We start from the raw sequence: 25,535 nt of genomic DNA on the forward strand, positions 1-25,535 counted from the left end.
TATTGACGCATGAAGCTGAAAAAGCTGACCATCTTCCTGTGGACAGCGGCTTTCCTCGTGCTTGCCGGGATTGGTGCGGCGGCCGGCTACGCGGTTTATTTAACCGATCAGGTGAAAGAGACCGCCACCGAATCCCATGAAGAGCTGGACCGCGGCGGCATGTCGGATAAACGCGTGGAAGAAGTGAATCCCGCCAAAGACCATACGTCTGTATTGTTCATCGGCATTGATGACAGTGAAAAGCGGACAGGTCAGGAAGAACTGCCCGCACGTTCAGATGCTCTCGTCCTTGCAACATTCAACCAGGATGATAAATCGATCAAGATGTTGAATATCCCACGGGACTCCCTCACCTATATCCCTGAAGTCGGTTATGAGGACAAAATCGCTCATGCCCACGCATTCGGCGGTGTGGACGCCACCGTTCAAACAGTTGAACAGCTGCTTGATGTCCCTGTTGATTATTATGTCCGGTTGAACTTCAATTCATTTGTGGATGTTGTCGATGCCATCGGAGGAATCTCTTATGACGTCCCTTTTGACATCACAGAGCAGAACAGTTCGGATACGGCAGGAGCTGTAGAACTTGAAGAAGGCTACCAGACCATTAACGGGGAAGAAGCTCTGGCCCTGGCAAGGACACGGAAGTATGACAGCGACCTTGCCAGAGGCGACCGGCAGATGAAACTGATTCAGCAGATCTTCGATGAAACGATGTCCACCAAAGGATTGAACAACTTTGACGATATCCTCGCCTCTGTGAGCAGCAATATGAAAACGAACCTGACGTTTGATGAGATGATCTCGTTCAAAGATTATTTCCTCCAGAAGGATGGATTTACGTTTGATAAAATGCAGCTGGGAGGAGAAGGAGGCTTTACCGGACACGGCTGGTATTACCAGGTGAATGACGAAGAGCTTACCGCAGCCTCTCAAACGCTTAAGGATCACTTGAATTTATCCAATCCTCTCGCCAAAGACGATGAGATGGACAACTTTTCCAACGGAGACGAAAATAATAATTCCATGTGAAAAAGAGGGCTGTCCCTGGTCAAGCCAAGGACAGCCCTTTTCTTCACTCCAGCATTGTCCCAAAGCGGAGCCGGATGGGACAACGGCAGAAACATCGCAGGATCATGAGGAAGGTAAGATCACGCCATTTATGAACGACTCCATAAAAAACAGGAGGCTGATCATCCAGCCTCCTGTTTTTCACCTCCGGGTTCGAGTACCGCGGATCATATTCAAAATCGGCTTATAGTCTTTACCAATCAATCCTGTAATCTCCACAATCATTTCAATCATTAAAGCGAGGAGAGCGACGACAAGAACCGCTCCGTACAACGTTGCCTGTGAGAAAATGACAGCAGCGAGACTGAACAAAGCACTTACGGCATAAATCATCAGTACAGATTCCGGATGACTGTAACCGAGATTCAGCAGACAGTGATGGAGGTGCGACTTATCCGGTGCCGACAGCGGTTTCCGCTGAATGACACGGCGGACGATCGCAAAGAGCGTGTCCGAAATCGGAACACCTAAAATGATGACCGGAATGACTAAAGAAAATAACGTAACGTTCTTGAATCCGAGTAAGGACAGCACACTGATCATAAAGCCCAGGAACAGCGCCCCTGTATCCCCCATGAAGATTTTTGCAGGGTAGAAATTGTAGACGAGGAAGCCGAGTGTGCTTCCAAGCATCATCAAGCCGGCAAAGACGACAAAGACATTCCCCATGGTAATCGCCATGCCGGAAATGGTTAACAGCGCAATGGCTGACACACCTGCAGCCAGGCCGTCCAGACCATCAATCAGATTGATGGCATTGGTAATCGCAATGATCCAGACAATCGTCAGCGGAATGCTGAAATACCCCAGCTCCAGTTCTCCGCCGAACGGCAGGTTGATGAACTCCACCTGCACACCGCCGATGACGACGACACCTGCCGCAAACAGCTGTCCGGCCAGCTTCATTTTTGCGGACAGCTCTCTCAAGTCATCCAGTACACCTGTCACGATGATAATGGTCCCGCCGAGCAGGACCGGCCAGGTTAAATCACTTTCCGGAAAAAAGAAAACAATGCCTGACGCAAAGCTTAAATATATTGCTAAACCGCCGAGACGCGGCATCACATTTTTATGCACTTTCCGGTGGTTCGGCTGATCCGTCGCACCGATTTTAATTGCTGCCCTCTTGACCAGCGGCGTAATCGCCAGCGATAGGATCAGGCAGAACAGCAAGGCCTTATACTCCATAAAGACCCTCCTCAGGTTTATTATATCCTCTCCGGTACATTGTAAGCTGATCGATAATTTCCATCTGTTGTGTTCATACTAAGGGCTGTAATCGAGAAAATTATATCACAGGAATATGGGGGGCAATGTAACGATTTCTTAAATTCCGTTAGCCTATTTCTGCAGAAGTCAAACCTTACAGCTGTGTTTTTCATCACAAACCCCACTATATCAACAGATTGTGTCATAGGAATAACTGGTTTTTAACAATCACATTTCATTTTTTTCGGTTTTCTGACTATTTATTTATAGAGGGTTTTTTGTTTACACCTTCGTTTGGGTTTGTCTAAAATAGGGAAGTTATCTTTGACATCTAACTAGGAGGACTCATTCGTTTATGGCAACTAGAGAACGAAGAAAATTAGAAAAGACGTTAAAACCCCACTGGGTGTGGGCCATCGCCTTTGGTTCAGCAATTGGCTGGGGCGCTTTTGTACTCCCTACAGACTGGATTGGTCAGGCCGGCCCTGTCGGTGTAGTTCTCGGCCTTTTACTCGGCGCCGCTCTTATGATGATTATCGGCGTCAGCTATGGATTTTTGATTGAAAAATTCCCTGTTACGGGTGGTGAATTCGCCTACGCCTATATTGGATTCGGCCGGCGGTTCGCTTTTATGGCTGGTTGGTTTTTAACCCTCGGCTATATTTGTATTGTTGCATTAAATGCCTCAGCTCTCGCGCTGCTGGCTAAATTCCTTTTCCCTGATTTTGTACAGACAGGGAATATGTACACGGTGGCGGGCTATGACGTTTCCATTATCCAGATTGCCATCGCATCTCTTGCCCTTATTGTTTTTGCTCTGCTGAATATCCGCGGTGCCAGTTTTTCCGGTCAGACACAATTCGTGTTCAGCCTGATTTTAATCGCCGGTATCGTCGTGCTTGGTGTCGGCGCCATCATGACAGAAGGCCCAAGCGTATCCAATATATCTCCCGGATTCACTCCGGATCAGACTGCGATCGCCTCTATCTTAACGATTCTTGCGATTGCCCCGTTTGCGTATGTCGGGTTTGACAACATTCCGCAGACAGCGGAAGAGTTTGAATTTGAACCGAAAAAAGCGTTCAGCCTGATCATCTGGTCGCTGCTCGCGGCAGGACTTGCCTACAGCGCCATGATTCTGATTACCGCAAGCACCATGCCGTGGCAGCAGCTGCTCGCCATGATCAACGACACCCAGTCCGTCTGGGGAACCGGTGACGCCATTGAGAGCTATCTCGGACGCGCAGGCGTCTTCATTATCGCTGTCGCTGTCTGCATGGGGATCTTCACCGGATTGAACGGTTTCTATATTTCAGCAAGCCGTCTGACATTCGCAATGGGACGTGCCCGCATTCTGCCGGACAGCTTCCGCAGACTGCACCCGAAATATAAGACTCCTTATGTCGGTATCCTGTTTACGATGGCCATCTGCCTTGTAGCTCCCTGGTTCGGAAGAGAAGCGCTTCTGTGGGTCGTGGATATGTCTTCCACCGGCGTTGCCATCGCGTACTTCTTCTGTACGGCCACAGCTTATAAGTTTTTCCGCTGGTCAGAGAATACCAAGGGAGAGAGTGAAGCAAGCACGGTTTCCCCGGGGCGTAAGCTTCTTTCCCTGATCGGAATGATCAGTTCGATCGGCTTTCTCGTTCTCCTTCTGCTGCCTTGGTCACCGGCAGCTTTAGGGAAAGAATCCTACATCGCTCTCGGCGTATGGATCATCATCGGAATCGTCTTCTATCTATTGAATGCGAAGCGTTACAACGAAATCAGCCGCAGGGAAATGAATTATCTCATTCTAGAAAAAGAAGAATTATAAATGGAAAACTCCCCGAAATCCCGGGGAGTTTTTTTTGTAGAAATCCTTATGAACCATTACGTTCCGGCAGGCTTCCACCGATAAGCGGAACGTGATCCCCTGTGTCACACAAGGGGAGCCCCCCCGCACGAACCTCTCCGGAATATTTCGGGAAGGTTTCTTTTTTCGACAAAACCGCTCCAGAAAGCGACTTTATATGACATCTATCTAACAATTTCCCGATCCTTTGAAAGAACGCCTTCCGCGGTTTTTATATGTGATAGAATGGGAATTTGAGAGGTTAGAAACAGAGGTGGAACACATGGCGAAAAAACTCGTCCGCGTCCGCAGACGCAAGAAAAAAAGAAGAATAAGAAGATGGATCGTCTTTTTATTTGTCCTGTCGCTGCTGATCGGTGGTGGCTTTTATTACGTTAATAAAGTCTACACCGCCTCTTACGAAGATCTGGACAGAGGAGAAAAATCCGATCTGCGTGATGAAGCCGTAGACATTGGCGATGATCCGATTTCCCTTTTATTAATGGGGGTGGAAGATTATTCAACGGACGGTGGAGCCGGCCGTGCAGATACCCAGATTGTGATGACCCTCGATCCTGATACGAAGGAAATCACGATGACTAGTATTCCGCGGGATACCCAGGTGGATATCCCAGCTTACAAAGTCGGTGATCAATACGCCGGTACCCACAAGCTGAATGCTGCTTATTCCCTCGGAGAAGTGTCCGGATACGGCGCTGAAAAGTTGACGATCGAAACGGTTGAAGACTACCTCGGCATTCCGATAGATAAGTTTGCTTCCGTCAACTTTGAAGGATTCATGGAAATCGTCGATCTTATGGGCGGCGTCACGATTGATGTGAAGGAAGGCTTCTGGGAGCGGAGCAGCCTGGATTATGATAAGAAGATTGAATTTGAAGCTGGTGAAACAACGATGAACGGGGAGGAAGCTCTCGCTTTTGTAAGGATGCGCAAACGCGATGTCGCCGTGTCCTATCCACGGGACGAACGACAGCGTCAGTTCATCCGGGCGGGCATTGATGAGGCCCTCTCTGCCGACAATCTGCTGAAAGCAGGAGAGTTTGCGGATATCCTCGGTGACAGTGTCAGTACAAACCTGACTATCTCCGAGCTGTACGCCATTCAAAAAACGCTGTCTTCGGAAAACCCTTCGACAACGACCTATACCATTGAAGGACAGGACATGCGCCTGGAAGACGGGCTGTATTATTTCGTCCCTGACGATGGAGCTCTGCAGGAAACGAAGCAGAAACTGCAGCAGGCTCTCGATATTACGCCTTCCGGATCCTACGGGAACACCAGCAGTGATCCAAATGAATAAAACACAGCAAAACTGACCATACCCTGATGTGGTCAGTTTTTTTATGTACCATTAAGCTGTCCTGGTAAAAATCAAAATCCCATTCGTCCGCTTGGATGTATAGGGTCCCTCATACTCCTGTGGAAACCCCTCCTCCTCGCTTTCCAGTCTGATCCGCTGAATCAAGGCTTTTTCCTTTAAAATCCGGCGGAACGTATCTTCGGTTAAATGTCTGAAAGGTTCCACGACAATCGTTTTGTCAATACGCACACTGCAGCGGCCGCTCACCGGCAGCTCTGTCTGATCCAGTAAAAGCTTGGTGACATGCACTAACCCTGACATCCTCTCTGTATAAAATGACAAGGAGCCCCTTCTTTAGAAGGGAACTCTACCCATATTATAAGAAAATCAGAATAAATTGGAAACGTCAGATATTCCTAGTTGGTTAGAAAGACTCTTTCATATATCCCGGTGTTTTGTTCTGCGGGCGGTTGGTATCCACCTCTCCTGCTTCTTTCAAACCCTCTGTCAGCACAGGATTCCAGACTTTTTGTTTTTGTTCACCTGCAAAAGTTTCATAGATCTTTTGAAAGGCTCCCTTTGGACCAGTTTTCAACCGAACGGCCGGGAAGTTTTTCAGTGAAGCAGGCAGTTTTCCATCATGTCGCGCTGCTACTGGAAACTGACATAAAAAACCTTCTCTACGTGGGTAGAGAAGGCTTGATGGTGTTATTCCTCAATAATGCGATAGTTTGTATGAGCCACAACCGTCCTATCATATTCAAAATCAATCTCATTAAGATTGTCCATAATTGTTAAATCAACAATGACAGACTGCTGACATTGACTCGGGATGACTCTTCCTGTAAAGGTAATATCATTTCGTTCAAACGTAACAATTTGACCAGGTTCTGCAATACGATCATCGGGTTGTATCATATCTCTCTATCCTTTCTGTATCAACATTAATGGTTTCAAAAAAGTTTACATGAAATAAACAAACAATTCAAACAAAACTTTTACAATATATGTTACTAAATTCGACAATAGTATACAAGTAAAATACTTATGGTTTCACAAATCACGCACTCGGTATATAGTAGAAATAGAAAAAAATGGAGAGGATGATCTCTTTTGGCTGTATCAGTTTACAAAGTAAAACGGACCATCCTGATCTTATTCGGGGTTTTTCTTGCAGCTACGGCAGCGGGTATTATCACACTCTACCAACTGGGGACGGATTTTCTCACCCTCGAAGACACCGTAAAGGAAAACCCGCAGGCTGATGCCGTTATAGTTTTAAGTGGAAGTGCGGAGAGACTGGAACGCGGAGCGGAGTTATACGCCGGGGGAGCGGCGGACACGGTCATTCTAACGAATGCAGCAGAAAAAGGGACAACGCCGGACCGGGCGGTTTCCCTCGGCATATCCAAAGATGACATTTTAGAAGATACACAAGCCCAAAGCACCTATGATAACGCGCTGTACGCCAAGGACATTATGGAAGAACAAAACTTTTCCTCAGCCATCGTCGTCACGAGTGAGTTCCATTCACGAAGAACGAAGATGACGTTCGATGACATATTCGGCAGCGACTATACACTAAGCTATGCCTTTACCTCTTCCTCCTACAATCCTGCCGATGGATTGACGGAAACGGAAAAGAAAACGACTTTCAGCGAATATACGAAAATGATTTTTTATTCGATCCGACTGCTTTTCGACTGACCCATTCTCCTGATTCCACCATACGCCTGAAACAATCAATAGGATAGTCCTATGGACAGGCGTATAACTATACGTTAAAATGAAAGCGATTTCATAATTCTGGAAAAAGAAAGGGATGAAGATGTATGGGAAAATCCTGGATCTGGATCATCGGACCGATCCTTTTATTTTTACTTTTTGTGCAACCGATTGCACAAAACGTTCAAGCCGATGCTAAAACGTACGACAAGGTCGTGCTGCGCGGAAGTGCCGAGTCCCTTGATTGGAGCTCTGATAACCACCTGCTTCAGTACAATGAGGAGGAAGGCGTATGGCTGAGCGGTCCTGTTGCTCTTAAGGGCGGTGAAACAACGGAATACAAGTTTGTCTACGACGGGACATGGATGTCCGGTTCCAACTTGACGGTGACCGCCCCGCAGGATGATGCCTATGTTTTTGCTTTCCATCCGGAAGAGGAGCGTACCGTGGATATCCGTCCTGCAGGAACGCATGAGGCAGCAGCCACATTGGAACTAACCGTTCCGGAAGAGACGCCGGCCTGGGTGAAGCCGACCGTTGCCTCAAGTACGAATGACTTTCATTACACCGCTGCACCGATGACCAAGACAGGGGACCGCACCTATACGTTCACCCTTGTCGGTGATGCCGGACAGGACGTTTCCTATACGTACAGCCTGGCAGGAGAAGCCTATGAGGAAGTCCGCGGTGAGCGCCGCACGGTCACCCTGACAAAGGATCCGAAGATCCAAAAAGACACAGTGGATCAATGGAAAACGATTCCCGTTGCCCAGTCCGTCACTCACGATTTCCACCATGAACCGTATACCCCCGGCAAAAAAGATGAAGTCAAAGTTTCTGTAGAAGTCGAACATTTCGGTCCGATTGATGCAGGCGCCGCTTATTATACGACAGACGGCTCTTCTCCGTCCGGTAAACGCGGAGAAGCAGCGAATGGGAAGACCACGGAATTAACCGTTGTAGAAACGAGTGAGGACTCAAATGGATTACAAACAACAATATTAACAGGAACGATTCCTGCCCAAAAGGACAAAACCCGTGTGAAGTACAGGATTGATGTGTGGAACAGCCGTTCTGAAGGCTCGCAGTTTGCAGATAACAACGTCCTCGACCCTGAAGAAGCGTCAGAGTTTGCGTATTACGTCGAAGACTATCAGTCACCGGACTGGGCCAAAGAAGCTGTCATCTACCAGATTTTCGTCGACCGCTTCCGGGATGGAAGTAAGGAAAACAACACCTCTGTCAACCTGGACCTGCCAAAGGATGAGCAGTTGAAAGGATGGATGGGCGGCGACCTCCAGGGCGTGCTGGAGAAAATCGATTACCTCGATGAGCTTGGGGTGAATACACTCTGGATTTCGCCGATTTATGAAGGACCGTATTCCCACGGCTATCATCCGACAGATTTCATGAACATCGACCCCCGGTTCGGAAGCAACCAGCTGATGAAGGAACTCGTCGATGAAGCTCATGACCGCGATATGAAAGTCGTATATGACCTCGTCCCGAACCATACCTCCAACCAGCATCCGTTTTTCCAGGATGCGGTTGAAAAAGGGGAAGCCAGTTCCTATTACGAATGGTATACCTTCTTGAAATGGCCGGATGAGTACGAAACGTTCTACGGGGTTCAGGAGCTTCCGGAGCTGAACAATGACAACCCGGAAACACGGGAATATATGCTCGATGAAGTCGTTCCTTTCTGGATGGAGGACATCGGTGTCGACGGCTTCCGTCTGGATTACGCCAAAGGGCCGAGCCAGAGCTTCTGGGTCGACTTCCGCCACCAGGTTAAATCCATAGACTCCGACGCTTTCATTTTCGGGGAAGTGTGGGACAGTTTGGAGACGATTGATTCCTATGCTGGGAAACTGGACGGGGCCATTGACTTCGAAACCCAGTCCGCGATTGTCCATACGTACATTGATGGTGGATCCATGAACGCCTTAGCCGATTCCTTGATGACGATTCACGAAACCTATGATGAGGAATTCGTTCCAGCCACCTTCCTGGACAGTCATGATGTGCCGCGTTTTATTTATGAAGCAGACGAGAACGTGACGACCATGAAAAATGCGGCCACACTGCAGTTCGCCCTGCCGGGAGCTCCGATTATCTATTACGGTGATGAAGTCGGTTTATCCCAAAGCGGGGATCATACGAAAGTGGAAGAATGGAAGGACCGCTACTACCGGGAGATGATGCCGTGGGATGAAAGCCGGCAGAACATGGATCTTAAAGCCCACTATGAAGAGCTGATCCAAGCAAGAAAAGAGCAGCCCGCCCTTGCCCATGGAGATATGAAGGTCATTTATTCAGATGACGACGTCCTCGTATTCGAACGGAGAATGCCTCAGGATCATGTGCTTACCATCATCAACAAAGGAGAAAACAGCCGGACATTGAATATCAAAGAGTTGTATAACCAGGACACTCCAAATAAAGTGATGCTTCAATCTGTGCTCAATGACAGCCGCATGCTGAGCCGCCGGGATGACCTTTACGTTAAAGCCGGCGCCCATTCCGCTCAAGTATATGATGTAAAAGGCACATTGACATATGAAGCGCCTTCGGAAGCGAAAAAGTACAACAAAGTGGTGCTCCGCGGGTCTGCTCCCCTGAACTGGGAAACAGACAAGCACGCCCTTACGTACAATGAAAAAGCAGGCGTCTGGACGAGTACCCCCGTTGCTCTGACAGCAGGGGAAACCGTCGAGTATAAATTCGTCCGTGACGGCGAATGGATGGAAGGGGATAATTTGATGTTCACCCCGGAATCAAGCGGGGAGTATATCTTCCACTTTGATCCTCAGCAGGAGCATACAGTCAAAGTCGTTCAGACCCCCTCCTCACAAGCATCTTAACCTGCGGGCCTCCCCTTTTAAGGCGGGGGCCTTTTTATTTATTGTAATCCCAGAGAATCTTCCACTCTCCCTTTTCCTCTGTCACATAAACTTCCTGGTGAAGACGAAAAAGACCGTACTTCCCTTTGAATGTCTGCACAACCGGCACAACGTATACATTTTTGAACGGATCCGTCCCTTTTTCCATCGACCAGCTATCGATCTGAGCCACCTTTCCAGTAGTAAATGTGAAGGTCTCCACGCCGAAATGATTCATAAACACGTGGGCCCTGTCCTGTATGTAATGGCCTTTCCCGAATTTTTCTTTCATCCGGGAATGAAGCAGTACCCAGGAGTCGGCGTACTGCCCTTTCTGTTCGTAGTTGTAAAAGGTCTCCACCGCCTTTTCCGCCTGATAACCCGGACGCGATGTGATGAATAGAATGACAGCCGTGACCGCAGCGGCCAGAAGGATCATAAACGTGATGACGAGAAATTTCCCGCCGGAACCTTTCTTCTTCATTCCATCGCCTCCCCTTATCACCTTATGCGAAGACCGTAAAAAAAAGAAAAGACGGCCTTCCCTCTCAGAAAGGCCGTCCCTTATTCAATATGGATCCGCTTCGTGTCCTTTTTCTTCTGCTTGATCTACAGCATCCGCTGCTCCTTTACTGCCTATGGGAGAACCGCCCCGCTTCGGCAGTTTCCCTTTGGAAGGAGTCATATCCCCGGCAAATTCCTCCTTCATCCCGCCGGCTGCTGCATGCATCCCCAGTCCTTCTGCCACACGGTTTCCATAGTCTTCATCACACTGGGTCAACAGAGACACCATCTTCTTCTGGATATGTGTCTGGCAGGGTTTGAGAGAAACGACAAGGTTGTTGATCAAATCATCCCGCTCCCAGTCCTTCAGCATCCGGTAGCGTTCTCCTGCCTGCTTGAAGTTGTTTTCCCTGTCGATCGGCTCTTTTTTCAATTTCCCTTCGGCATACGGCTGATGAGGAGCCTTTTTCGCAGGAGATTCTTCCAGACCGTTCAAGGAAGAAGGCTCATAGTTCACGTGAGGGTTAGCTCCTTCCGGCCGGTCCACGAAGTAGGACATGCTTCCCCCTTCATAGTTGGTGGCGGCATGTTTTTTCGGAGCATTGGAGGGCAGCTGCTGGTAGTTGGCCCCGACCCGGTACCGCTGTGTATCCGAATAGGAGAACGTTCGTCCCTGAAGCATTTTATCATCGGAAAAATCGAGACCGTCCACAAGGACACCTGTTCCAAACGCCGCCTGCTCAATTTCATTGAAGTAATTATCCGGATTTTTGTTGAGCACCATTTTCCCGACCTTCAAAAACGGGAACTGATCCTCCGGCCATAATTTCGTATCATCAAGCGGATCGAAATCCAGCTCCGGATGCTCATGGTCATCCATGATCTGAACGCAGAGCTCCCACTCCGGGTAATCCCCACTTTCAATCGCCTCATACAAATCCTGTGTCGCATGGTTGAAGTTTTCCGCCTGAATCTGGTTCGCTTCCTCCTGGGTCAGGTTTTTGATTCCCTGCTTCAATGGCTCCCAGTGGTATTTCACAAGAACCGCTTTTCCTTCTTCATTCACCCATCGGTATGTGTTCACCCCTGACCCCTGCATCTGTCTGTAGTTGGCCGGAATGCCCCACGGGGAAAACAGGAACGTAACCATGTGCATCGATTCCGGTGTCTGGCTGAGGAAATCGAAAATCCGCTCACTGTCCTGTATATTCGTGACCGGGTCCGGCTTAAAGGAATGGATCAAGTCCGGAAACTTCATCGCATCGCGGATGAAAAACACTTTCAAGTTGTTCCCGACCAGATCCCAGTTGCCGTCTTCGGTATAAAATTTAACCGCAAATCCGCGGGGGTCCCTCAATGTCTCCGGAGAGCCCGCCGAGTGTGTCACTGTGGAAAAGCGGACGAGGACCGGTGTTTTCTTTCCGGCTCCGGAAAAAACTTTAGCGCGCGTATACTTCTCTACCGGTTCATCGCCTGCTTTCCCGTAGGTCTCAAAGTATCCGTGCGCTCCGGTTCCACGGGCGTGGACGACACGTTCAGGGACACGTTCCCGGTCAAAGTGGGAAATCTTTTCGATATAATCATAGTTCTCAAGTGTCGCCGGTCCCCTGTTCCCGATCGTCCTTAAATTCTGGTTCGTCCGGACCGGGTGACCCTGCCTCGTCGTCAGCGTTTTTTCGCTTTCTCCTTCGGCAAAACGATGGTCATCCGCTCCGCCCGGTCCCTGTTCTTTATGTTTGTCCATGTTTGTCCCTCCTGTAATTGAATCGCTACAAGGAGAGTTTCTGCAGGCCACCGGTTTTTTATTCCATATTTTCCACCTGTAAAAGATTAAAAAACGCCCAGGCCTATCCTGGACGTTGTGATACTTATGATGGATTGAGGTGCCCGGTGAGCTGCGTAATGCGCTTGCTCATGCTGCTCGGGCTCACTTCATATTTCTCAGCCACCGCTTTTTTCGTTACTTTCTCCGGCTCGGAACGGAAGGCTGAGGTACTGCGGTAAATATGCTCAAGAGCAGCGGTCACGACTTCCGGCTTACGGAACGTCGGGTTCTCCTCCTGCTTGTACAATTCCCAGCGCTGCTTCAACTGTTCGAACCCGTCTTCCTTCTTCAAGTCTTCATCGAACAAGTCAAGCACTTCATCGCCTTCATCAGAAGCTTCGACCGGCTGCTCGGCCGAGCTTTCTTCCGTCTCTTCTGAAGATGTCATATACATCCAGCTGCGCAGCTGCTCAAGAATCGTTTCCTGCATATAGTCGTAGATCGTGGATGCCTGACTCGCTTCAAATGCCTGCTCCAGCTGCTGACGGAACGTCACATACGAAGACTCATAGTTTGGAATCGCCAGGGGAACAAAGTTATGAACAGGTCCCCACTTCAAGAGCACACCGATACAGTAAGGCATGTGCGCATAGTTTTCCTCTTTCAAAGGGATGCCGTCTTTCTTCACTTCAAACGTCTCCCCGCTCCACACATCTTCTACGGAAGCCGTGTATTCAGAGGCGGATCCGTTGATTTTGAACAGGCTCACATGCGGAGATTTCCAGGCTTCCATCGTCGCCATCGTAGCCGGACGAATGATTTTGTCCTGTTTCTTCTCAAAGAACTCCTCATACAACGTGGAGCCGTCTTCCTGTTTGTCGATCAGAACACGCTGGACCATCTGGAACGCCGCCTCAACTTCTTCTTCCTGCGTTTCTCTCGGCTCCGATGGTGTAACGTTCGGGTAATTGCGGTTCACATAAGCCATAAAGTGGCTGTAGTTACTCTGCAGTTCCTCATGAAGGCTGCTGGAGCCGACGGCCTGGTCGTCCTTCACCATGCAGCATTTTTTATATTTTTTCCCGCTTCCACAAAAGCAGGGGTCATTCCTTTTTGTCTTACTCATATAAATCCCTCTCCTAATTGTTTAAAGGTCAACTCTACTAGGGTACCGAATATTGCGCTAACATGCAAAAAATTTTCCACATCTATGCAGTTTTATGTAAAAAAAGGCGGATATCTGTGGCAGGTTGAAAAATTACGTCCTTTCATCCCAAAAAAGACCGTCTGAAGGTTACACTTCAGACGGTGCCGGACGGGAGATGGCCGAAGACCGGTATTCAATCTTATGCGGAATGATGACACGCTTGGCCGGCTGATCCCGCCGCTGCACGTGTGCAATGAGGCAGGCGGCGGCTTCTTTACCTAAGTCATGGATGTGGACGTCCACAGTCGTGAGCGCCGGGCGGGAAACCTGAGCCAGATACACATTGTTAAAACTGACGATCGATAAATCCTCAGGGACATGGATGCCCGCTTCCTCCAACGTGGAAATGACCCCGATCGCCATCAGATCATCCGCGACGACGAGCCCTGTCGGAGGCTCGGAGAGGGACATGAGCTCACGAACGGCGGAACGGCCGCCTGATTTCAAAAATTCGGTATGGACTTTATAGCTTTCTGAAGAGGAGATCCCCGCTTGCTGTAACGCCCTTTCATAGCCCTGGAGGCGGTCGAGGGTGACCACGAGCTCCCGCGATCCGCCGATAAACGCGACACGTTCATGACCGATATCCAGAAGATGGCTCGTGATATCCTTGGAAGCCTGAATATTATCATTATCCACATGGGTCACTTCGCTTCCGCTTTCTGCCGGACGGCCGACAACGACAAAAGGAAATTTCTGCTCCAGCAAAAACGACTGAATCGGATCCCGGACCTGTGAATACAGCAGAAGAATACCGTCCGTCTGACTGCTGTATACCATCCTCTGAACACCCTCCAGCATTTCTTCATCCGTTTCCCCCGTACAGAGAACGAGGGAATAGTCCATGTCATGAGCAATGGAACTGATCCCCCTCAGCACTTCTGGAAAAAAAGGGTTCTGGAGAGCTTTGTCTGCGCTGAAAGGCAGAACCACTCCCAGTGCTTTCGTCTTCCGGCTCGCCAGATTACGAGCGGTCACATTCGGATGATAGCCCATCTCCTCCATCGCCCGCTTCACTTTTCGTTTCGTAGCCGGGCTGATCCGCGGATTGTCCGCAATCACACGGGAAACCGTCGAGGGGGCTACACCAGCCGCTTTGGCTACATCCTTGATGGTTACGTCCAAAATAATCACCTTCTATCGCTGTTCTGTTTTCATCATAACACTCCCTGTTAGGAGGGGGGAAACAGGATTTGGATATTCTGCGAAAGGATGTCCTGTCAAAGACCTATGCAAGCGGCTGCTCAAATGGAAACTCCTGAATTACCAGGTATCCCCTTCTCCATATTCCTGCCACAGAAACAGGGACGGTCCTCTGTTCAACAGAAGATCGTCCCTGGTGCACGATTGATTACGCGGGAAAGGGTGATAGCTCCACCCGGACAGATAATCTGCCTAAATTAGAAGACACCGTGGCCGCAGCTTACGAACAGCTTTACGGTAAACCTATACCGCTAAGGGATTACAGCTTAAATTGCTGGATCTCGTCATTCAGCTGCTCAGACAGTTCGGAAAGCTGACGTGCACTGTGGGAGACTTCCTCCATCGAACTTGTCGTCTGCTGGGAGGAAGCAGCCACCTGCTCCACTCCCGCTGCGGATTCTTCAGAGACGGCTGCAATCTCTTCAATAGACTGGTTCATCTGCTGACTGTTCACAGCAATATCCGATAGATGATTGGAAATCTCTCCGACCCGGCCGGACATATCGCTGACGGAGTTGTGGATGCGGTGGAATGTCTCCCCGGTCACTTCAATCTGCTTCGTCCCCCTGTCTACTTCCTCGTAGCCGGATTCAAGTGATTGAGCCACCCGGTTCGACTCCGACTGGATGCTGTCCACAATCGACGTAATATCAATGATGGAGGTGGACACCTGCTCTGCAAGCTTCCGGACTTCATCAGCCACAACGGCAAAGCCTTTTCCGTGCTCCCCTGCTCTGGCCGCCTCTATGGCTGCGTTTAAGGATAAAAGATTGGTCTGTTCCGCAATATCCTGAATCACCTGAACGAGTTTATTGATCTCCTTCGACTGCCTGTCCAGCCCATGCACCCGTTCCACAGACTCTTTTACGATGCCATTGATGGTAGTCATCTGCTGAACAGATGCCTCCATCAAACCTTTTCCTTCCTCGGTCATAGCCAGAACTTCTTTTGATGTAGTAGACACGGCTTTTCCACTTTCGTCCGCTTCATCCAGACGACGGACGAAGCTGTCCATGACTTCCGAAAGGCTGCTGGAGCTGTCCGCCTGAGATTCTGCACCGGAGGACAGTTCCTGCATCGTCGAAGCCACCTGCTCACTGCCTTCTTTCACTTCGTTGGCTGACTGCGTAAGCTCCTCACTCTGGGCAGACACTTCACTGGATGCTGACGCCACCCTTTGAACGAGTGTTCTCAGACTTTCCACCATTTCATTCATAGCCATCGACAGCTGACCGATTTCGTCTTTCCGTTTCGTATCAATGTTCTCGGTCAAATCTCCATCACTAATTCTGTTCACGGAATTCAAAAGCGACCGGACAGCTTTGGTCAGACGGGTGCCGAAGAAGTAGGCAAATCCAGCTCCGAGCAGCACAGCGACCGCTAGAAAGACAGCGAGGAACCCGTTGATTTCCTTCTGAAGATTACCGATAAAGGATGTACTCATATCGACCCCGACGATGGCATCCATGCCGTCAACCTGCATAAACACGGACTTATGCACGCCCCACTCATCTTCATAAATGGATGTTACGACTGTATCCCCTGTCTGAAATGCCTCATTCTGCTCATCCGTAAAAGGGGATTCCACCATCACATCTTCAGAACCGCTCAAAGCGACAATGTACTCGTTTTCCCCCTGTTTCGTCAAAACATAAGCGTACTCCAGACGCTCCTGCCCTTCAATGAAGCTGTCCAGGGTATTAATCAAATTGGCATGGTTGTCCGACGGGTTTTCAATCGCCTCCCGTACGGCGTTTGGTTCAATCGAGCGTACAAGCTCCTGACCATTTGTCAGCAGAACCTGTTCAAACTGGGGGAGGACGTGATCATCAATAATACTGCCGGTTACAAGCTTCACAAATCCAAACGTCATCCCGCCAAGAAGAAGAATCGGGATAATAAAATTAACAAACAACTGGGACTTCAGGGACTTTTTCGGGTTCAACACCTGTCCATTCATCGAACAGCCTCCTTCACGGGTTTCATTGTAAGAAAAGGTTCTAAATCAAGGGTGAGTAAACGATCGAGTTCTTTTAGACAATGGGTTCTGAAAAATATGACCGCAAACGTCCGGTCGCCGGCCGATTGAATGACCCGGTACTCCATCACATCACTGAATTGTTCTTTCAATTTGTCGTGCTCAATTGATTGAATGAGATTCATGCTGATCTGGACCGGCACCTCTGCACAGAAAAAACCGTAGTACGCTTCATCAGCCCGATTTACGATTGTCTCCCAATCCGGATTTACTCCTTTGAAATAGGACAAGGCGGAGTTGATATCATACGCATAGTGACTCACATCCGTCGTGCCGGCACCAGCAAATCGAAGCGGGTTCATCTCAATCGGGATGACGCCGGTTTCGTTCTTCCGCATTTCTATATGAAATGGATAGTTTTGCAGATGGAGCCGGTCATTTAATAGACGCAGATAATCCAGCGCCTGGTCCCGGACTTCGTCGAGGATCAGACTGGAGGTGTAATAAATCCGATCCGACGTATCCTGGTCATGGGCGAACCGGCGTTTCAGGATATTCAAAATGACAGGCTCCCCCGCTTCATCATAGTAGCAGTCAAGAGCGTATTCCTGACCTTCGATGTATCCTTCGATGATGATCTGTTCACTGTCCAGCACCGCATCTGAATACATGGACCTGGAAAGAAGGAGATCGGAATACAGCCGCTGCACCGCCTGGTCCCACTCCTTTTCTTCCTTCACAATATAAACACCGACACTGGAATAACCTCGATTCGGCTTAATCACGACCGGAAACGGTACATTTTCCTTCTTCGTACACAACAGCTCATCAACCGTGACAAGCTTGAAATTATAGTCTTCATCCAGATCAGCGACCATTCCGCGGAACCGGGCTTTGTTTTTGACCAGCTGAGAAACCTTCGTATGTATATGCTCCGGGTGATGGTGCTGCAGCATCTGAAGGCAGCTCTCCGAATTGGTTAGTATTTTTGAGTGTTCCTTGATATCCAGAGGCCTTTCATCGTCCTTATAATAAATAGGCAGCCGATGTTTAAGGGCCGTTTGTACCAGGATAGGAGACACAGTTTGTTCATCGATAATCAGCATAATTCCCCTCCTCAACATGCGTTTTCTTCTCATTTTTTTTGACTTTATATATATCGGCCACCTCTATCGTTCATACAGTTCCCCGGCACCCATTCAGTTATAAAGTCCTATATAATCAGAATATTGAGCCGGATAACTTCCGTGTATGTCTACATGGATAAGCATCAGCCTCCAGGATCCCGCGAAACAAAAAAGACCCCCTTTATAAGAAAAGAGAGTCTTTGTCACGCGGACCGGCCATATTCACGAAGCGGCTTAGGAATCAGCAGCATGCATAGACTTCCGGAATGCTTCCGCAAACGTATGGAGTTTTTTCATATCAGATACATCCTCCTCAAACAGAGGCACATACACCAGCTCCTGATCCGTAAACGTCCGCTCAATCTCCTCAAGGTAAAGGCGCTCCTGTTGTCTCCTCTTTGCAAGAAAAGCGCCGTCCGCATAGTCAGGCAGAACTTTATTTACAATCAGGGTCTGAACGTGAAGCCTATGTTTCCCCAGCCGCTCTACGGCTTTTGTTGTCTCAAGGATGGGGAGGCGCTCAGGAATAAGGACAAAGGCAAAAGCTGTCTTCTCTTCGTCTAAAATGATTTCTCGTGCCTGGGCGAACTTTTCCCGGCGTCTCTGGAGCACGTTGAAAATCGGATCATCCACAGGCTCTCCGTCATGAAGCAGCTGCGTATACGTCTCATTCATCCGGCTGCGCCGCTCCAGCATTCCATCAATCCATACGTTCATGATCTCCGGCAGGGTAAGGAGGCGTATCGTATGCCCTGTTGGTGCCGTGTCGAAAACGATCTTATCAAAATGACCGGACTCTTCCAAAATGATGGATACGAGGCGGTCGAACAAAGCGGCCTCATCCGCTCCCGGGGATGCAGAGGCCAGGTCGATCTGCCGATGCACTTCTTCGACCATTTTGGACTTCACCAGCCCTTCCAAGTGACCTTTGACACCATCAATATACCGCTTTGATTCATGAACAGGGTCGATTTCTATCCCGTACAAATGCTCAGCCAGTTTCGTTTTCGCGTGGGATAACGTCTTATGAAAAACATCGCCCAGGTTATGGGCGGGATCTGTCGATACGACAAGTGTTTCATAGCCCTGTTCAGCCAAGGAGAGCGCGAGAGCAGCGGAAGTTGTTGATTTTCCGACACCTCCTTTTCCTCCTACAAAAATAATAGAATGATGCTGGATATCCTTCATATTTAAGCCTCCTTAACAGCAGCGGATGCCGTCGAGCGGGGACTTCTCCATGCCCATCCGCAAATGCCAGTCGTGAAATTTTTCAACAATGTGAGGATACAGTTCAAGCGTGTAATAAAAAGCGGGGTTGGGAATACCGAGCAGATCGGAGTAAAGCAGCAGAAGAAAAAGGTCCTCTTCATCTCTCAGCTCCCTGGCCACCTCCTGTTTATGAGGCAGACTTAATATTTCATCATACAGTTCGACCATTCTTTTCAAGGACAGCTTCTTTTCCATTCCTCTTCCTCCTCAGGCTTCTGTCAGTTCCATCAGTCTCTCTTCATAGCGGTCGGGACTACCTATATATTCGCCGTTCACGAACACTGCCCGGTATTTGATGTGCAGCAGCAAGGAGGCCGCCCCCTGCCGTAAAGAGATGGATCCCCGGCAGTGCTGCTGCCAGAAATAAGCAGCGACACCAAGGAGATTCCTTGGATCCATGAACTGAACATGGATCTCAGGGTCGATGTCCAGCGTCTTTTGATAAAGCTGCTGCAGCTCTCTCCGCTCTTCATCATGATGGGAAAACTCGTCTTCCATGTGAATCAGACCGTCCGGGTCAGAGCAGATCCCTCCGCAGCACCCCATGCCGATTTCCTTTTCCGCCCGTATCATCAAAACATCCACCATCCCTTTTCCTCCTTATCTGAATGGAAAAAGCCGCACATCCGCACGGCTTCTTCCTTTTAAGCACTTCGTTCGATGGAATTTTTATGATCCTTCGTAATGGCCGAGAAGGCTGTCAGTAAAATCCAGAAGGTGAAAACGAGGATGACCGCACCGAACGCAAACAGCATCCAGTCACTGTTCTCATTCCACGGCGCCCATTCTGTCAGCACCTGGGAAATCATCGCCCAGAGTGTCATGAACATCAGGAAAACCATCGGGATGATTGTCGGAAGATAGTTTCTTCCCTGACGCTTCAACCAAATGGATACGAGCAGAAGACTGATGCCCGCCAGCAGCTGGTTCGATGTTCCGAACAACGGCCACAGCAGATAACCTCCGGAGCCGAATCCCTTTGGCCCCTGTGGAATCAGCGTCAAGGCCGCACTGGAAACAACCGCCATCGTTGTGGCCACATGCATTTTCGTCAGCGGTGTGATTTTATATTCGGTGCCTAACTCTGCGATAATATACCGCATCAATCGAACCGAAGAATCCAGTGTTGTCGCAGCGAAACTGACGACAATCACACTCACGATTGTCGCAGCAACAGAGGCTGGGATCCCGAGTCCTGTGGCCAGCTGGCCGGCCCCCTGGATGAAAACACCAAGCCCGGCATTACTGGCCGCCGCAAAACCGCTGTAGGTTGCTGTGAATTCCGCCGCTGTCGGGAAGAAGGTGACCACAGCAATGATCGCGACCAAGGCGAGAGCTCCCTCTCCTACAGATCCAAGATAGCCGACAAACCGTGCTTCTGTTTCATTGTTCAACTGTTTAGATGAAGTTCCGGAAGAGACGAGACCATGGAATCCTGAAATCGCTCCACAGGCGATGGTAATGAACAAAAGCGGGAACCAGGACGTATCCGCTGATGCATTGGTTACCGGTGCTGTAATTTCCGGATTGGAAAACAACAGCCCGAGATACAGGAGACCCAGCCCGACAATCAGCTGATGGGAGTTGATATAATCCCTCGGCTGAAGCAGTTTCCAGACAGGAAGCGTAGAGGCGATATACACATAGACCATGAGCACGATGATCCAGACGAAAAATGCCATGGATGTCGCACTCAATCCAAAGGCGGTCTCTGCTGCTTCCCCGCCAAAATAACGGACGAGGTCAATCTGCAGGGCGGGAACATAGCTTGCGATAATGGCTGATATATACATGACGGCAAGGGCTACAAGTGATGGCAGGAGCATACTGCCTTGTCTTTTATAAACACTGTAACCAATCCAGACAGCCAGTGGAATTTGAATAAAGACGGATAATACACTCGCAGGAAACGAGATGAACAAGTTGGCAATGACCCAGGCGAACACAGCGTTGACCATAAGAACGAGCAGAAGGATGATGAACAAAAACAATACCTTTGCTTTTTGTCCAATCAACTTGCTCGCCAGCGTCCCAATCGACTGTCCTTTATTTCGGACCGATAAGACGAGTGTACCGAAGTCATGGACACCTGCAGCGAAGACTGTACCGAGCAGAACCCAGAGCACCGCCGGGAGCCAGCCCCAGTACACCGCAATTGCCGGCCCGACAATCGGGGCCGCTCCCGCAACCGATGTGAAATGGTGGCCCCAGAGAACGAACTTATTGGTTGGTACGAAATCGACCCCATCCTTAAACTGATGGGCGGGGGTGACATAATCCGGATCAAGCTTATAAATCTTTTCAGCAATAAACTTGGAATAATACCGATACCCTAGAAAAAAGACAAACATACCGACAACCGCCAGCCAAATCCCGCTCACAAAAACCCTCCTTTTATGTATGCGCTTACATAATAACGCTATTATACCTCACCATTCGTCATCGTTTCAATAAAATTTACAGATTTATCAGAATATAACAACAGATAAAAAAGCCGCTCCCGGCGTTCATCCGTTGGGGAGCGGCTTCTCAATGCTATAAGGCAGCTTTTCCTGTTTCCTGCTTAGACTTGTTCCCTTTCGATCGATCACCTTCAAAAAACCCTGGTTTTTTATTCGGCAGTTTACCGAAAAATAAACCGGCCGCCGGCAGATAGCGGTGGCACAGCCAGATGATGACATAGCAGGACATCAATGTGGCCGCCAGCCGGACGAGAATGGATACGTGGAACAAGTTTCCTGCCTGTATCGGAATGGTAAACTCATAGATTTTCAATACAAACGGGTGAAGAAGGTAAAAGCCGAAGGAATAAACAGCAATATTCTTCACGTAGGTCAAAGCGACAGGCCGCTTGACGACCAACCGTTCTGCAATCCGGAACATGGCATAGCTTCCTCCGACAAGGAACAGCATATTGATAATCAGATAGCCCCATGTCGGCAGCTGTACGCCGAAGATCTGATACCCGCTTCCATGCAGGTAAACAGTGGTCAGACCGGCAAGCAGGCCTCCGACAGCCCATACAGGCGTTGTCCTTGAAAAGGCTGCCGTCTTCTGCTGTTTATAATGGGCGCCGATCCACGCACCGAGAAGGTAAGGTCCCATACTCGTCATAAACAGATTAAATGAGAACACTTGGAATTCCCGGTTGAAAAAGTAGTAGCCGACCTGCAGGATCATTCCGAACAACCACATGTACTTTCTGAAGAAAGCCGATTTCTGGGCGGCATAGAGAACGACAGGAAAAAACAAATAAAACTGGACAATTAAGAAAATAAAGTGCAGATGATAAAACGAATCCCCTGTAAACACCCGCGTCAGAATGTTCTCCGGCGTCGTCGATACCACTCCGAGGTAAATAGAGAAAGCTTCATAGAAAAGTGCCCACAAGAAATAGGGAACAACAATATAGAGAGCTCTCTTCCGGAAATAAGAGAAGAGCTCCTGCTTATCCATTTTCTGATCGATATACTTATAGAAAAAGACCATCGCCGTCAGCATGATGAAGATGCCGGCTTCAATCCGGATGATCCGGTTGATAAAATGATAGGCCTCATACATACCCGTGCCTTCCGTAAGGACCTTCACGTAAGCCGCACTGACATGTACGAGGACGACCATGACCATGGCAAAAATGCGCAGAAAGTAGATGGACTCAATTCTTTCTTTTTTCATGGAATCATTCCTTTAATGGTTCAACTTTATGTTACGTGAGCCATCTTACCATGAAACCATGGTCTGCCTTCGCATTGTTGTCGTTTTTTCATACAATCTTTGAACGGCCGTAACAAACCTAACATTTTTTTACTATTTTGCATCAATCCGGCCGAGGAAAAACCCATCGACCGTGTCGAGACGCCCCCGCCAGAAAAACGATCCCTCGGCCGGGGTGGCCTGGGCGTCGCCATTATAAACCTGGGCATTTTCCAGATGAATGTACTGAATCTCCTCCTGTGAATAATTCATCTGGCTGGCTCTTTCCAGCTTCTCACTAAGGGACTGTGCCGTTTCATTCCCTTCGGCAAGGGTACCACTTAAAGAACGGAAGTATTTTTCAGCGGAAACGGTCGTCCCTGTCACCAGAGCTCCGTTGACGTTTAACGTAATGTCCAGGGAAAAGTCCTTCATATTAGCGGCTTTCACAAATTTTCTCAGCACATTATCCATCAAAGATCTTCCTTCCTGACTGGTTTATTGAACAGTGTCGTCATTAATCGTCAGTGATGTTTTCTTCGGTGTTCCAGGCGGCTTTTCCATCTCCTCTTCCTGAGCGGCGTCTTCATCTACCGGTTCAGGTGGAGCTTCAGAAGCAGCGGCTTCCTTTTCCGAGGTTTCGATCTGGTCCTGGGAAAGTTCAGGTCCTTCAAGAGCAGGGGCTTCCTCTGTCTGCTCCAGTTTTTCCACTTCCTCCTCCTCGGCCGTCTTTCTATTTTTGATTCCATCGACCACTTCTTCGGCTTTATCCTTCGTCTTATCCTTGAAGTCTTTCATTTTTTCTTCCGCTTTTTGTGCTTGGTCCTTCACCTTTGACTCTGCTTTCCGGGTCTTTTCCTTTAAGGAAGAATCTTCTGTTTTTTCCGTTTTTCCCGGATTCAGCATCAGACCGGTAACCGCTCCGACCACACCGCCGATAATTGCACGGGCCACTTTTCCATTGGATTTACCCGAATTCTGTTTCTGGCTGTTGTCCGCTGCCGTCAATGTTGTTTTTTGATCACTCATGCTTATCACTCCTCATCATTTTTGATGGTTGTACATGCGCTGCATCGAGTTTTCCAGCTGTTCGATACGGTTTTGCAACTGCTGGTTTTCCTTCTCTAAAGCTTTTGTATCCGCCTCTGCTGCTTTCGAGTTTAAGTAAGGATCGGTTTCCCACCAGTCCATCCCGATCTCCTTCGCTTTATCGACAGATGCGACAATCAAACGGATTTTGATTGTGAGCAGTTCTACATCAGCCAGACCTACACGGATATCGCCTGCAATGACAACCCCTTTGTCCAATACCGTTTCCAGGACATCGACAATACTGCTGGACTGGGTCGGGTGTTCTATAGACATCAGCCTTCCTCCTTTACAACAGGTTTCCAAGCGGACCTAAGTCAATGTTTAGATCCTCATCGGTCAACTCAAAGATGTCCTTCAATTCATCCATCTTCACTTCCAGGTTCATCAGGGCCACACCGAGCTGCTCAATCTGCTCCTCCGTTAATGTGCCGCCATCCACCCGGCGGATGGCATGGCGTTCCACAAGCTGACGGAGAAGTTCAATCACAGTCAGAACAAGCTGGGCCAGTCCCTGTTCGGCACCATCAGGATCAAGGTTGATCCGTCCGCTCTTTAATGGCTGCTGTTCAAGGTCAAGGTCGTTCAACGGCATATTCCAGTTCCTCCTTTTCTTTGTCCATATTCTCCGAACTGATTGCGTTCTGCTGCGATTGAACGAGCGTTTCTACGGCAGAAATCAGAACCTTCAAATCCAGATAGACAAGGTCGATGCCCGCAATGGAGATGATGATATCCCCCTTGATGGCGACTCCTTTATCCAACACCGTATCCAAAATATCGATCAATGCAATGTCACGATTTTCGAATTGTTCCCTGCGGCTCATCCCTGCACCCCGCTGACGGTCTTCGTGTCTGAGAAGTGGTAGGGAGGCCATGGGCCGGTAACTTCAATCATCCACCCTGCTTCCCTTCCGTCTTCCTGAGCTGTAGTGATCTGCTCCAGGAAAGCTTCGACCTGGTCCTTTTTCAAGAGATAGGCGCCGTTCCAGCACATTTCCTCATCTTTACCAGTTACGTTTTTGTTCCACACCTTTTTACTAGTCGTGTCGACACAAAACTCTTTGAAGCGGTGGTGAAGATTCCTTGCATAGGTCTCCTGTTCCTGTGAGACCATTTCTTCAATAAAGCTGTCCAGCTTTTTCGTCTGAAGGTACTGCATCCCTTTCGACATCTGGGCAATATCCTCTTTGCGCTTCATAACCTCCGGGTGCCGGGATGCTGTATGTTCTTTAAGGAGATCAGAGCGGTTATAAACCTTAACATTCCACTCTTCCGTTCCGAGCAGCTGTTGAAGAAGGGTTTCCCATTCTGTTTCATAGACAGACGCTTTATGCTGTATATTTTCTTCCTTCTTAAAAATCGTTGCGAATTTCATCGGAATCAGCGTCATCCCGTCATTCAGCTGCATCAGGACTTCGTGGTGGCGGAAGGCTTTTTTCTTAAGCCATTCCATTTCGTTTGTTTTTTCCTTCAGCACTTCTTCCCCGAATTCGGATTCATCTACGAAGCTGACGACAGCTGCCAGGTTCCCAAGCTCGATATAAAAGAGAGGATGAGAACCATCCACACCCTTCCACTGTGTCACACCCGCCTCCTGTGCTTCTTCCTTCCATGTCACGCCGTAGAGGTAAAACAATTCTCCCATATTAAAAACT

At 48.9% G+C, this 25,535-nt stretch carries 25 protein-coding genes; 5 read left to right on the plus strand and 20 right to left on the minus strand.

The annotated features are described in order from the left end of the window. Positions 1–9 precede the first annotated feature (9 nt). The gene (locus GLV97_RS00255) at positions 10–1,032 is read left to right on the plus strand and encodes an LCP family protein (protein ID WP_160838171.1); all 1,023 of its coding nucleotides are present in this window, start codon (positions 10–12) and stop codon (positions 1,030–1,032) included. Between the two features lie 180 nt (positions 1,033–1,212). Here the strand turns inward: GLV97_RS00255 and GLV97_RS00260 are convergent, their stop codons facing one another. After that, positions 1,213–2,259, minus strand: a complete 1,047-nt coding sequence (locus GLV97_RS00260; RefSeq protein ID WP_160888663.1) for a glycosyltransferase family 4 protein — start codon at positions 2,257–2,259, stop codon at positions 1,213–1,215. A gap of 376 nt (positions 2,260–2,635) precedes the next feature. Between GLV97_RS00260 and GLV97_RS00265 the strand changes: the two genes are divergently transcribed. Together GLV97_RS00265 and GLV97_RS00270 are read left to right on the plus strand one after the other, a co-directional pair. Next, positions 2,636–4,096 (plus strand): APC family permease, encoded by a 1,461-nt coding sequence (locus tag GLV97_RS00265; protein ID WP_160888664.1) that lies wholly within the window; start codon positions 2,636–2,638, stop codon positions 4,094–4,096. 301 nt (positions 4,097–4,397) lie between these two features. Further along, the gene (locus GLV97_RS00270; protein ID WP_160841918.1) at positions 4,398–5,435 is read left to right on the plus strand and encodes an LCP family protein; all 1,038 of its coding nucleotides are present in this window, start codon (positions 4,398–4,400) and stop codon (positions 5,433–5,435) included. Between the two features lie 51 nt (positions 5,436–5,486). Here GLV97_RS00270 and GLV97_RS00275 read toward each other — a convergent pair whose 3' ends face one another. Then, positions 5,487–5,744: a hypothetical protein gene (locus GLV97_RS00275; RefSeq protein ID WP_160841917.1), complete on the minus strand. Its 258-nt coding sequence runs from the start codon at positions 5,742–5,744 to the stop codon at positions 5,487–5,489. A 399-nt stretch (positions 5,745–6,143) separates the two neighbouring features. Next, complete coding sequence (locus GLV97_RS00280; RefSeq protein WP_160838159.1) at positions 6,144–6,353, minus strand: YkvS family protein; 210 nt, start codon at positions 6,351–6,353, stop codon at positions 6,144–6,146. 195 nt (positions 6,354–6,548) lie between these two features. Between GLV97_RS00280 and GLV97_RS00285 the strand changes: the two genes are divergently transcribed. Both GLV97_RS00285 and GLV97_RS00290 read left to right on the plus strand, forming a co-directional pair. Further along, entirely contained in the window at positions 6,549–7,142 is a 594-nt protein-coding gene (locus tag GLV97_RS00285; RefSeq protein ID WP_160888665.1) for a YdcF family protein, read from the plus strand. 125 nt (positions 7,143–7,267) lie between these two features. Next, positions 7,268–10,024 (plus strand): alpha-amylase family glycosyl hydrolase, encoded by a 2,757-nt coding sequence (locus GLV97_RS00290; protein ID WP_160888666.1) that lies wholly within the window; start codon positions 7,268–7,270, stop codon positions 10,022–10,024. A gap of 34 nt (positions 10,025–10,058) precedes the next feature. Here GLV97_RS00290 and GLV97_RS00295 read toward each other — a convergent pair whose 3' ends face one another. The 17 genes from GLV97_RS00295 to GLV97_RS00375 all read right to left on the minus strand — a co-directional run bounded on the left by GLV97_RS00295 (position 10,059) and on the right by GLV97_RS00375 (position 25,525). Beyond that, positions 10,059–10,526, minus strand: a complete 468-nt coding sequence (locus tag GLV97_RS00295) for a hypothetical protein (RefSeq protein WP_160888667.1) — start codon at positions 10,524–10,526, stop codon at positions 10,059–10,061. 84 nt (positions 10,527–10,610) lie between these two features. Beyond that, positions 10,611–12,290 carry a catalase gene (locus GLV97_RS00300; protein ID WP_160888668.1) on the minus strand — a complete coding sequence of 560 codons (1,680 nt, stop codon included), beginning with the start codon at positions 12,288–12,290 and terminating at the stop codon, positions 10,611–10,613. A 124-nt stretch (positions 12,291–12,414) separates the two neighbouring features. Beyond that, complete coding sequence (locus tag GLV97_RS00305; RefSeq protein ID WP_160888669.1) at positions 12,415–13,437, minus strand: SEC-C domain-containing protein; 1,023 nt, start codon at positions 13,435–13,437, stop codon at positions 12,415–12,417. Between the two features lie 168 nt (positions 13,438–13,605). After that, entirely contained in the window at positions 13,606–14,643 is a 1,038-nt protein-coding gene (locus GLV97_RS00310; protein ID WP_160888670.1) for a LacI family DNA-binding transcriptional regulator, read from the minus strand. A gap of 337 nt (positions 14,644–14,980) precedes the next feature. Then, a complete protein-coding gene (locus GLV97_RS00315; RefSeq protein ID WP_160838145.1) occupies positions 14,981–16,681 on the minus strand; it encodes a methyl-accepting chemotaxis protein in 1,701 nt (566 codons plus the stop codon). After that, positions 16,678–17,805, minus strand: a complete 1,128-nt coding sequence (locus GLV97_RS00320; RefSeq protein WP_160838143.1) for an ATP-grasp domain-containing protein — start codon at positions 17,803–17,805, stop codon at positions 16,678–16,680. The genes GLV97_RS00315 and GLV97_RS00320 overlap by 4 nt, the downstream gene beginning before the upstream one ends. Before the next feature lie 255 nt (positions 17,806–18,060). Then, positions 18,061–19,014, minus strand: a complete 954-nt coding sequence (locus GLV97_RS00325) for an ArsA family ATPase (RefSeq protein ID WP_160888671.1) — start codon at positions 19,012–19,014, stop codon at positions 18,061–18,063. Positions 19,015–19,026: 12 nt separating this feature from the next. Further along, positions 19,027–19,290 (minus strand): cory-CC-star protein, encoded by a 264-nt coding sequence (locus tag GLV97_RS00330; RefSeq protein ID WP_160838139.1) that lies wholly within the window; start codon positions 19,288–19,290, stop codon positions 19,027–19,029. Between the two features lie 12 nt (positions 19,291–19,302). Beyond that, on the minus strand, positions 19,303–19,683 hold the full coding sequence (locus tag GLV97_RS00335) for a hypothetical protein (protein ID WP_160888672.1): 381 nt from the start codon (positions 19,681–19,683) through the stop codon (positions 19,303–19,305). A 56-nt stretch (positions 19,684–19,739) separates the two neighbouring features. After that, entirely contained in the window at positions 19,740–21,476 is a 1,737-nt protein-coding gene (locus GLV97_RS00340; RefSeq protein WP_160841908.1) for a carbon starvation CstA family protein, read from the minus strand. 154 nt (positions 21,477–21,630) lie between these two features. Then, on the minus strand, positions 21,631–22,770 hold the full coding sequence (locus GLV97_RS00345) for an acyltransferase (RefSeq protein WP_160888673.1): 1,140 nt from the start codon (positions 22,768–22,770) through the stop codon (positions 21,631–21,633). A 132-nt stretch (positions 22,771–22,902) separates the two neighbouring features. Then, positions 22,903–23,262: a gas vesicle accessory protein GvpU gene (gene gvpU / locus GLV97_RS00350; protein WP_160838131.1), complete on the minus strand. Its 360-nt coding sequence runs from the start codon at positions 23,260–23,262 to the stop codon at positions 22,903–22,905. Between the two features lie 24 nt (positions 23,263–23,286). Then, positions 23,287–23,817: a YtxH domain-containing protein gene (locus tag GLV97_RS00355; protein ID WP_160888674.1), complete on the minus strand. Its 531-nt coding sequence runs from the start codon at positions 23,815–23,817 to the stop codon at positions 23,287–23,289. A gap of 15 nt (positions 23,818–23,832) precedes the next feature. Continuing rightward, the gene (gene gvpJ / locus GLV97_RS00360; protein WP_027955017.1) at positions 23,833–24,153 is read right to left on the minus strand and encodes a gas vesicle protein; all 321 of its coding nucleotides are present in this window, start codon (positions 24,151–24,153) and stop codon (positions 23,833–23,835) included. Positions 24,154–24,166: 13 nt separating this feature from the next. Beyond that, complete coding sequence (locus GLV97_RS00365; RefSeq protein ID WP_160888675.1) at positions 24,167–24,472, minus strand: gas vesicle protein K; 306 nt, start codon at positions 24,470–24,472, stop codon at positions 24,167–24,169. Beyond that, positions 24,453–24,704, minus strand: coding sequence for a gas vesicle protein (locus GLV97_RS00370; protein ID WP_160838125.1), 252 nt, complete (start codon positions 24,702–24,704; stop codon positions 24,453–24,455). The genes GLV97_RS00365 and GLV97_RS00370 overlap by 20 nt, the downstream gene beginning before the upstream one ends. After that, positions 24,701–25,525, minus strand: a complete 825-nt coding sequence (locus tag GLV97_RS00375; RefSeq protein WP_160888676.1) for a GvpL/GvpF family gas vesicle protein — start codon at positions 25,523–25,525, stop codon at positions 24,701–24,703. The genes GLV97_RS00370 and GLV97_RS00375 overlap by 4 nt, the downstream gene beginning before the upstream one ends. Positions 25,526–25,535: the final 10 nt, after the last annotated feature.

It is taken from the genome of Halobacillus litoralis, from assembly GCF_009856355.1.
In the GTDB taxonomy this organism is placed as follows: Bacteria; Bacillota; Bacilli; order Bacillales; family Halobacillaceae; genus Halobacillus; species Halobacillus litoralis_B.

Coding starts and splice junctions, on each gene's coding strand:
- GLV97_RS00255 (WP_160838171.1), top strand. CDS start 10: ATGAAGCTGAAAAAGCTGACCATCTTCCTGTGGACAGCGGCTTTCCTC.
- GLV97_RS00260 (WP_160888663.1), bottom strand. CDS start 2,259: ATGGAGTATAAGGCCTTGCTGTTCTGCCTGATCCTATCGCTGGCGATT.
- GLV97_RS00265 (WP_160888664.1), top strand. CDS start 2,636: ATGGCAACTAGAGAACGAAGAAAATTAGAAAAGACGTTAAAACCCCAC.
- GLV97_RS00270 (WP_160841918.1), top strand. CDS start 4,398: ATGGCGAAAAAACTCGTCCGCGTCCGCAGACGCAAGAAAAAAAGAAGA.
- GLV97_RS00280 (WP_160838159.1), bottom strand. CDS start 6,353: ATGATACAACCCGATGATCGTATTGCAGAACCTGGTCAAATTGTTACG.
- GLV97_RS00290 (WP_160888666.1), top strand. CDS start 7,268: ATGGGAAAATCCTGGATCTGGATCATCGGACCGATCCTTTTATTTTTA.
- GLV97_RS00295 (WP_160888667.1), bottom strand. CDS start 10,526: ATGAAGAAGAAAGGTTCCGGCGGGAAATTTCTCGTCATCACGTTTATG.
- GLV97_RS00300 (WP_160888668.1), bottom strand. CDS start 12,290: ATGGACAAACATAAAGAACAGGGACCGGGCGGAGCGGATGACCATCGT.
- GLV97_RS00305 (WP_160888669.1), bottom strand. CDS start 13,437: ATGAGTAAGACAAAAAGGAATGACCCCTGCTTTTGTGGAAGCGGGAAA.
- GLV97_RS00315 (WP_160838145.1), bottom strand. CDS start 16,681: ATGAATGGACAGGTGTTGAACCCGAAAAAGTCCCTGAAGTCCCAGTTG.
- GLV97_RS00320 (WP_160838143.1), bottom strand. CDS start 17,805: ATGCTGATTATCGATGAACAAACTGTGTCTCCTATCCTGGTACAAACG.
- GLV97_RS00325 (WP_160888671.1), bottom strand. CDS start 19,014: ATGAAGGATATCCAGCATCATTCTATTATTTTTGTAGGAGGAAAAGGA.
- GLV97_RS00330 (WP_160838139.1), bottom strand. CDS start 19,290: ATGGAAAAGAAGCTGTCCTTGAAAAGAATGGTCGAACTGTATGATGAA.
- GLV97_RS00335 (WP_160888672.1), bottom strand. CDS start 19,683: ATGGTGGATGTTTTGATGATACGGGCGGAAAAGGAAATCGGCATGGGG.
- GLV97_RS00345 (WP_160888673.1), bottom strand. CDS start 22,770: ATGAAAAAAGAAAGAATTGAGTCCATCTACTTTCTGCGCATTTTTGCC.
- gvpU (WP_160838131.1), bottom strand. CDS start 23,262: ATGGATAATGTGCTGAGAAAATTTGTGAAAGCCGCTAATATGAAGGAC.
- GLV97_RS00355 (WP_160888674.1), bottom strand. CDS start 23,817: ATGAGTGATCAAAAAACAACATTGACGGCAGCGGACAACAGCCAGAAA.
- gvpJ (WP_027955017.1), bottom strand. CDS start 24,153: ATGTCTATAGAACACCCGACCCAGTCCAGCAGTATTGTCGATGTCCTG.
- GLV97_RS00365 (WP_160888675.1), bottom strand. CDS start 24,472: ATGCCGTTGAACGACCTTGACCTTGAACAGCAGCCATTAAAGAGCGGA.
- GLV97_RS00370 (WP_160838125.1), bottom strand. CDS start 24,704: ATGAGCCGCAGGGAACAATTCGAAAATCGTGACATTGCATTGATCGAT.
- GLV97_RS00375 (WP_160888676.1), bottom strand. CDS start 25,525: ATGGGAGAATTGTTTTACCTCTACGGCGTGACATGGAAGGAAGAAGCA.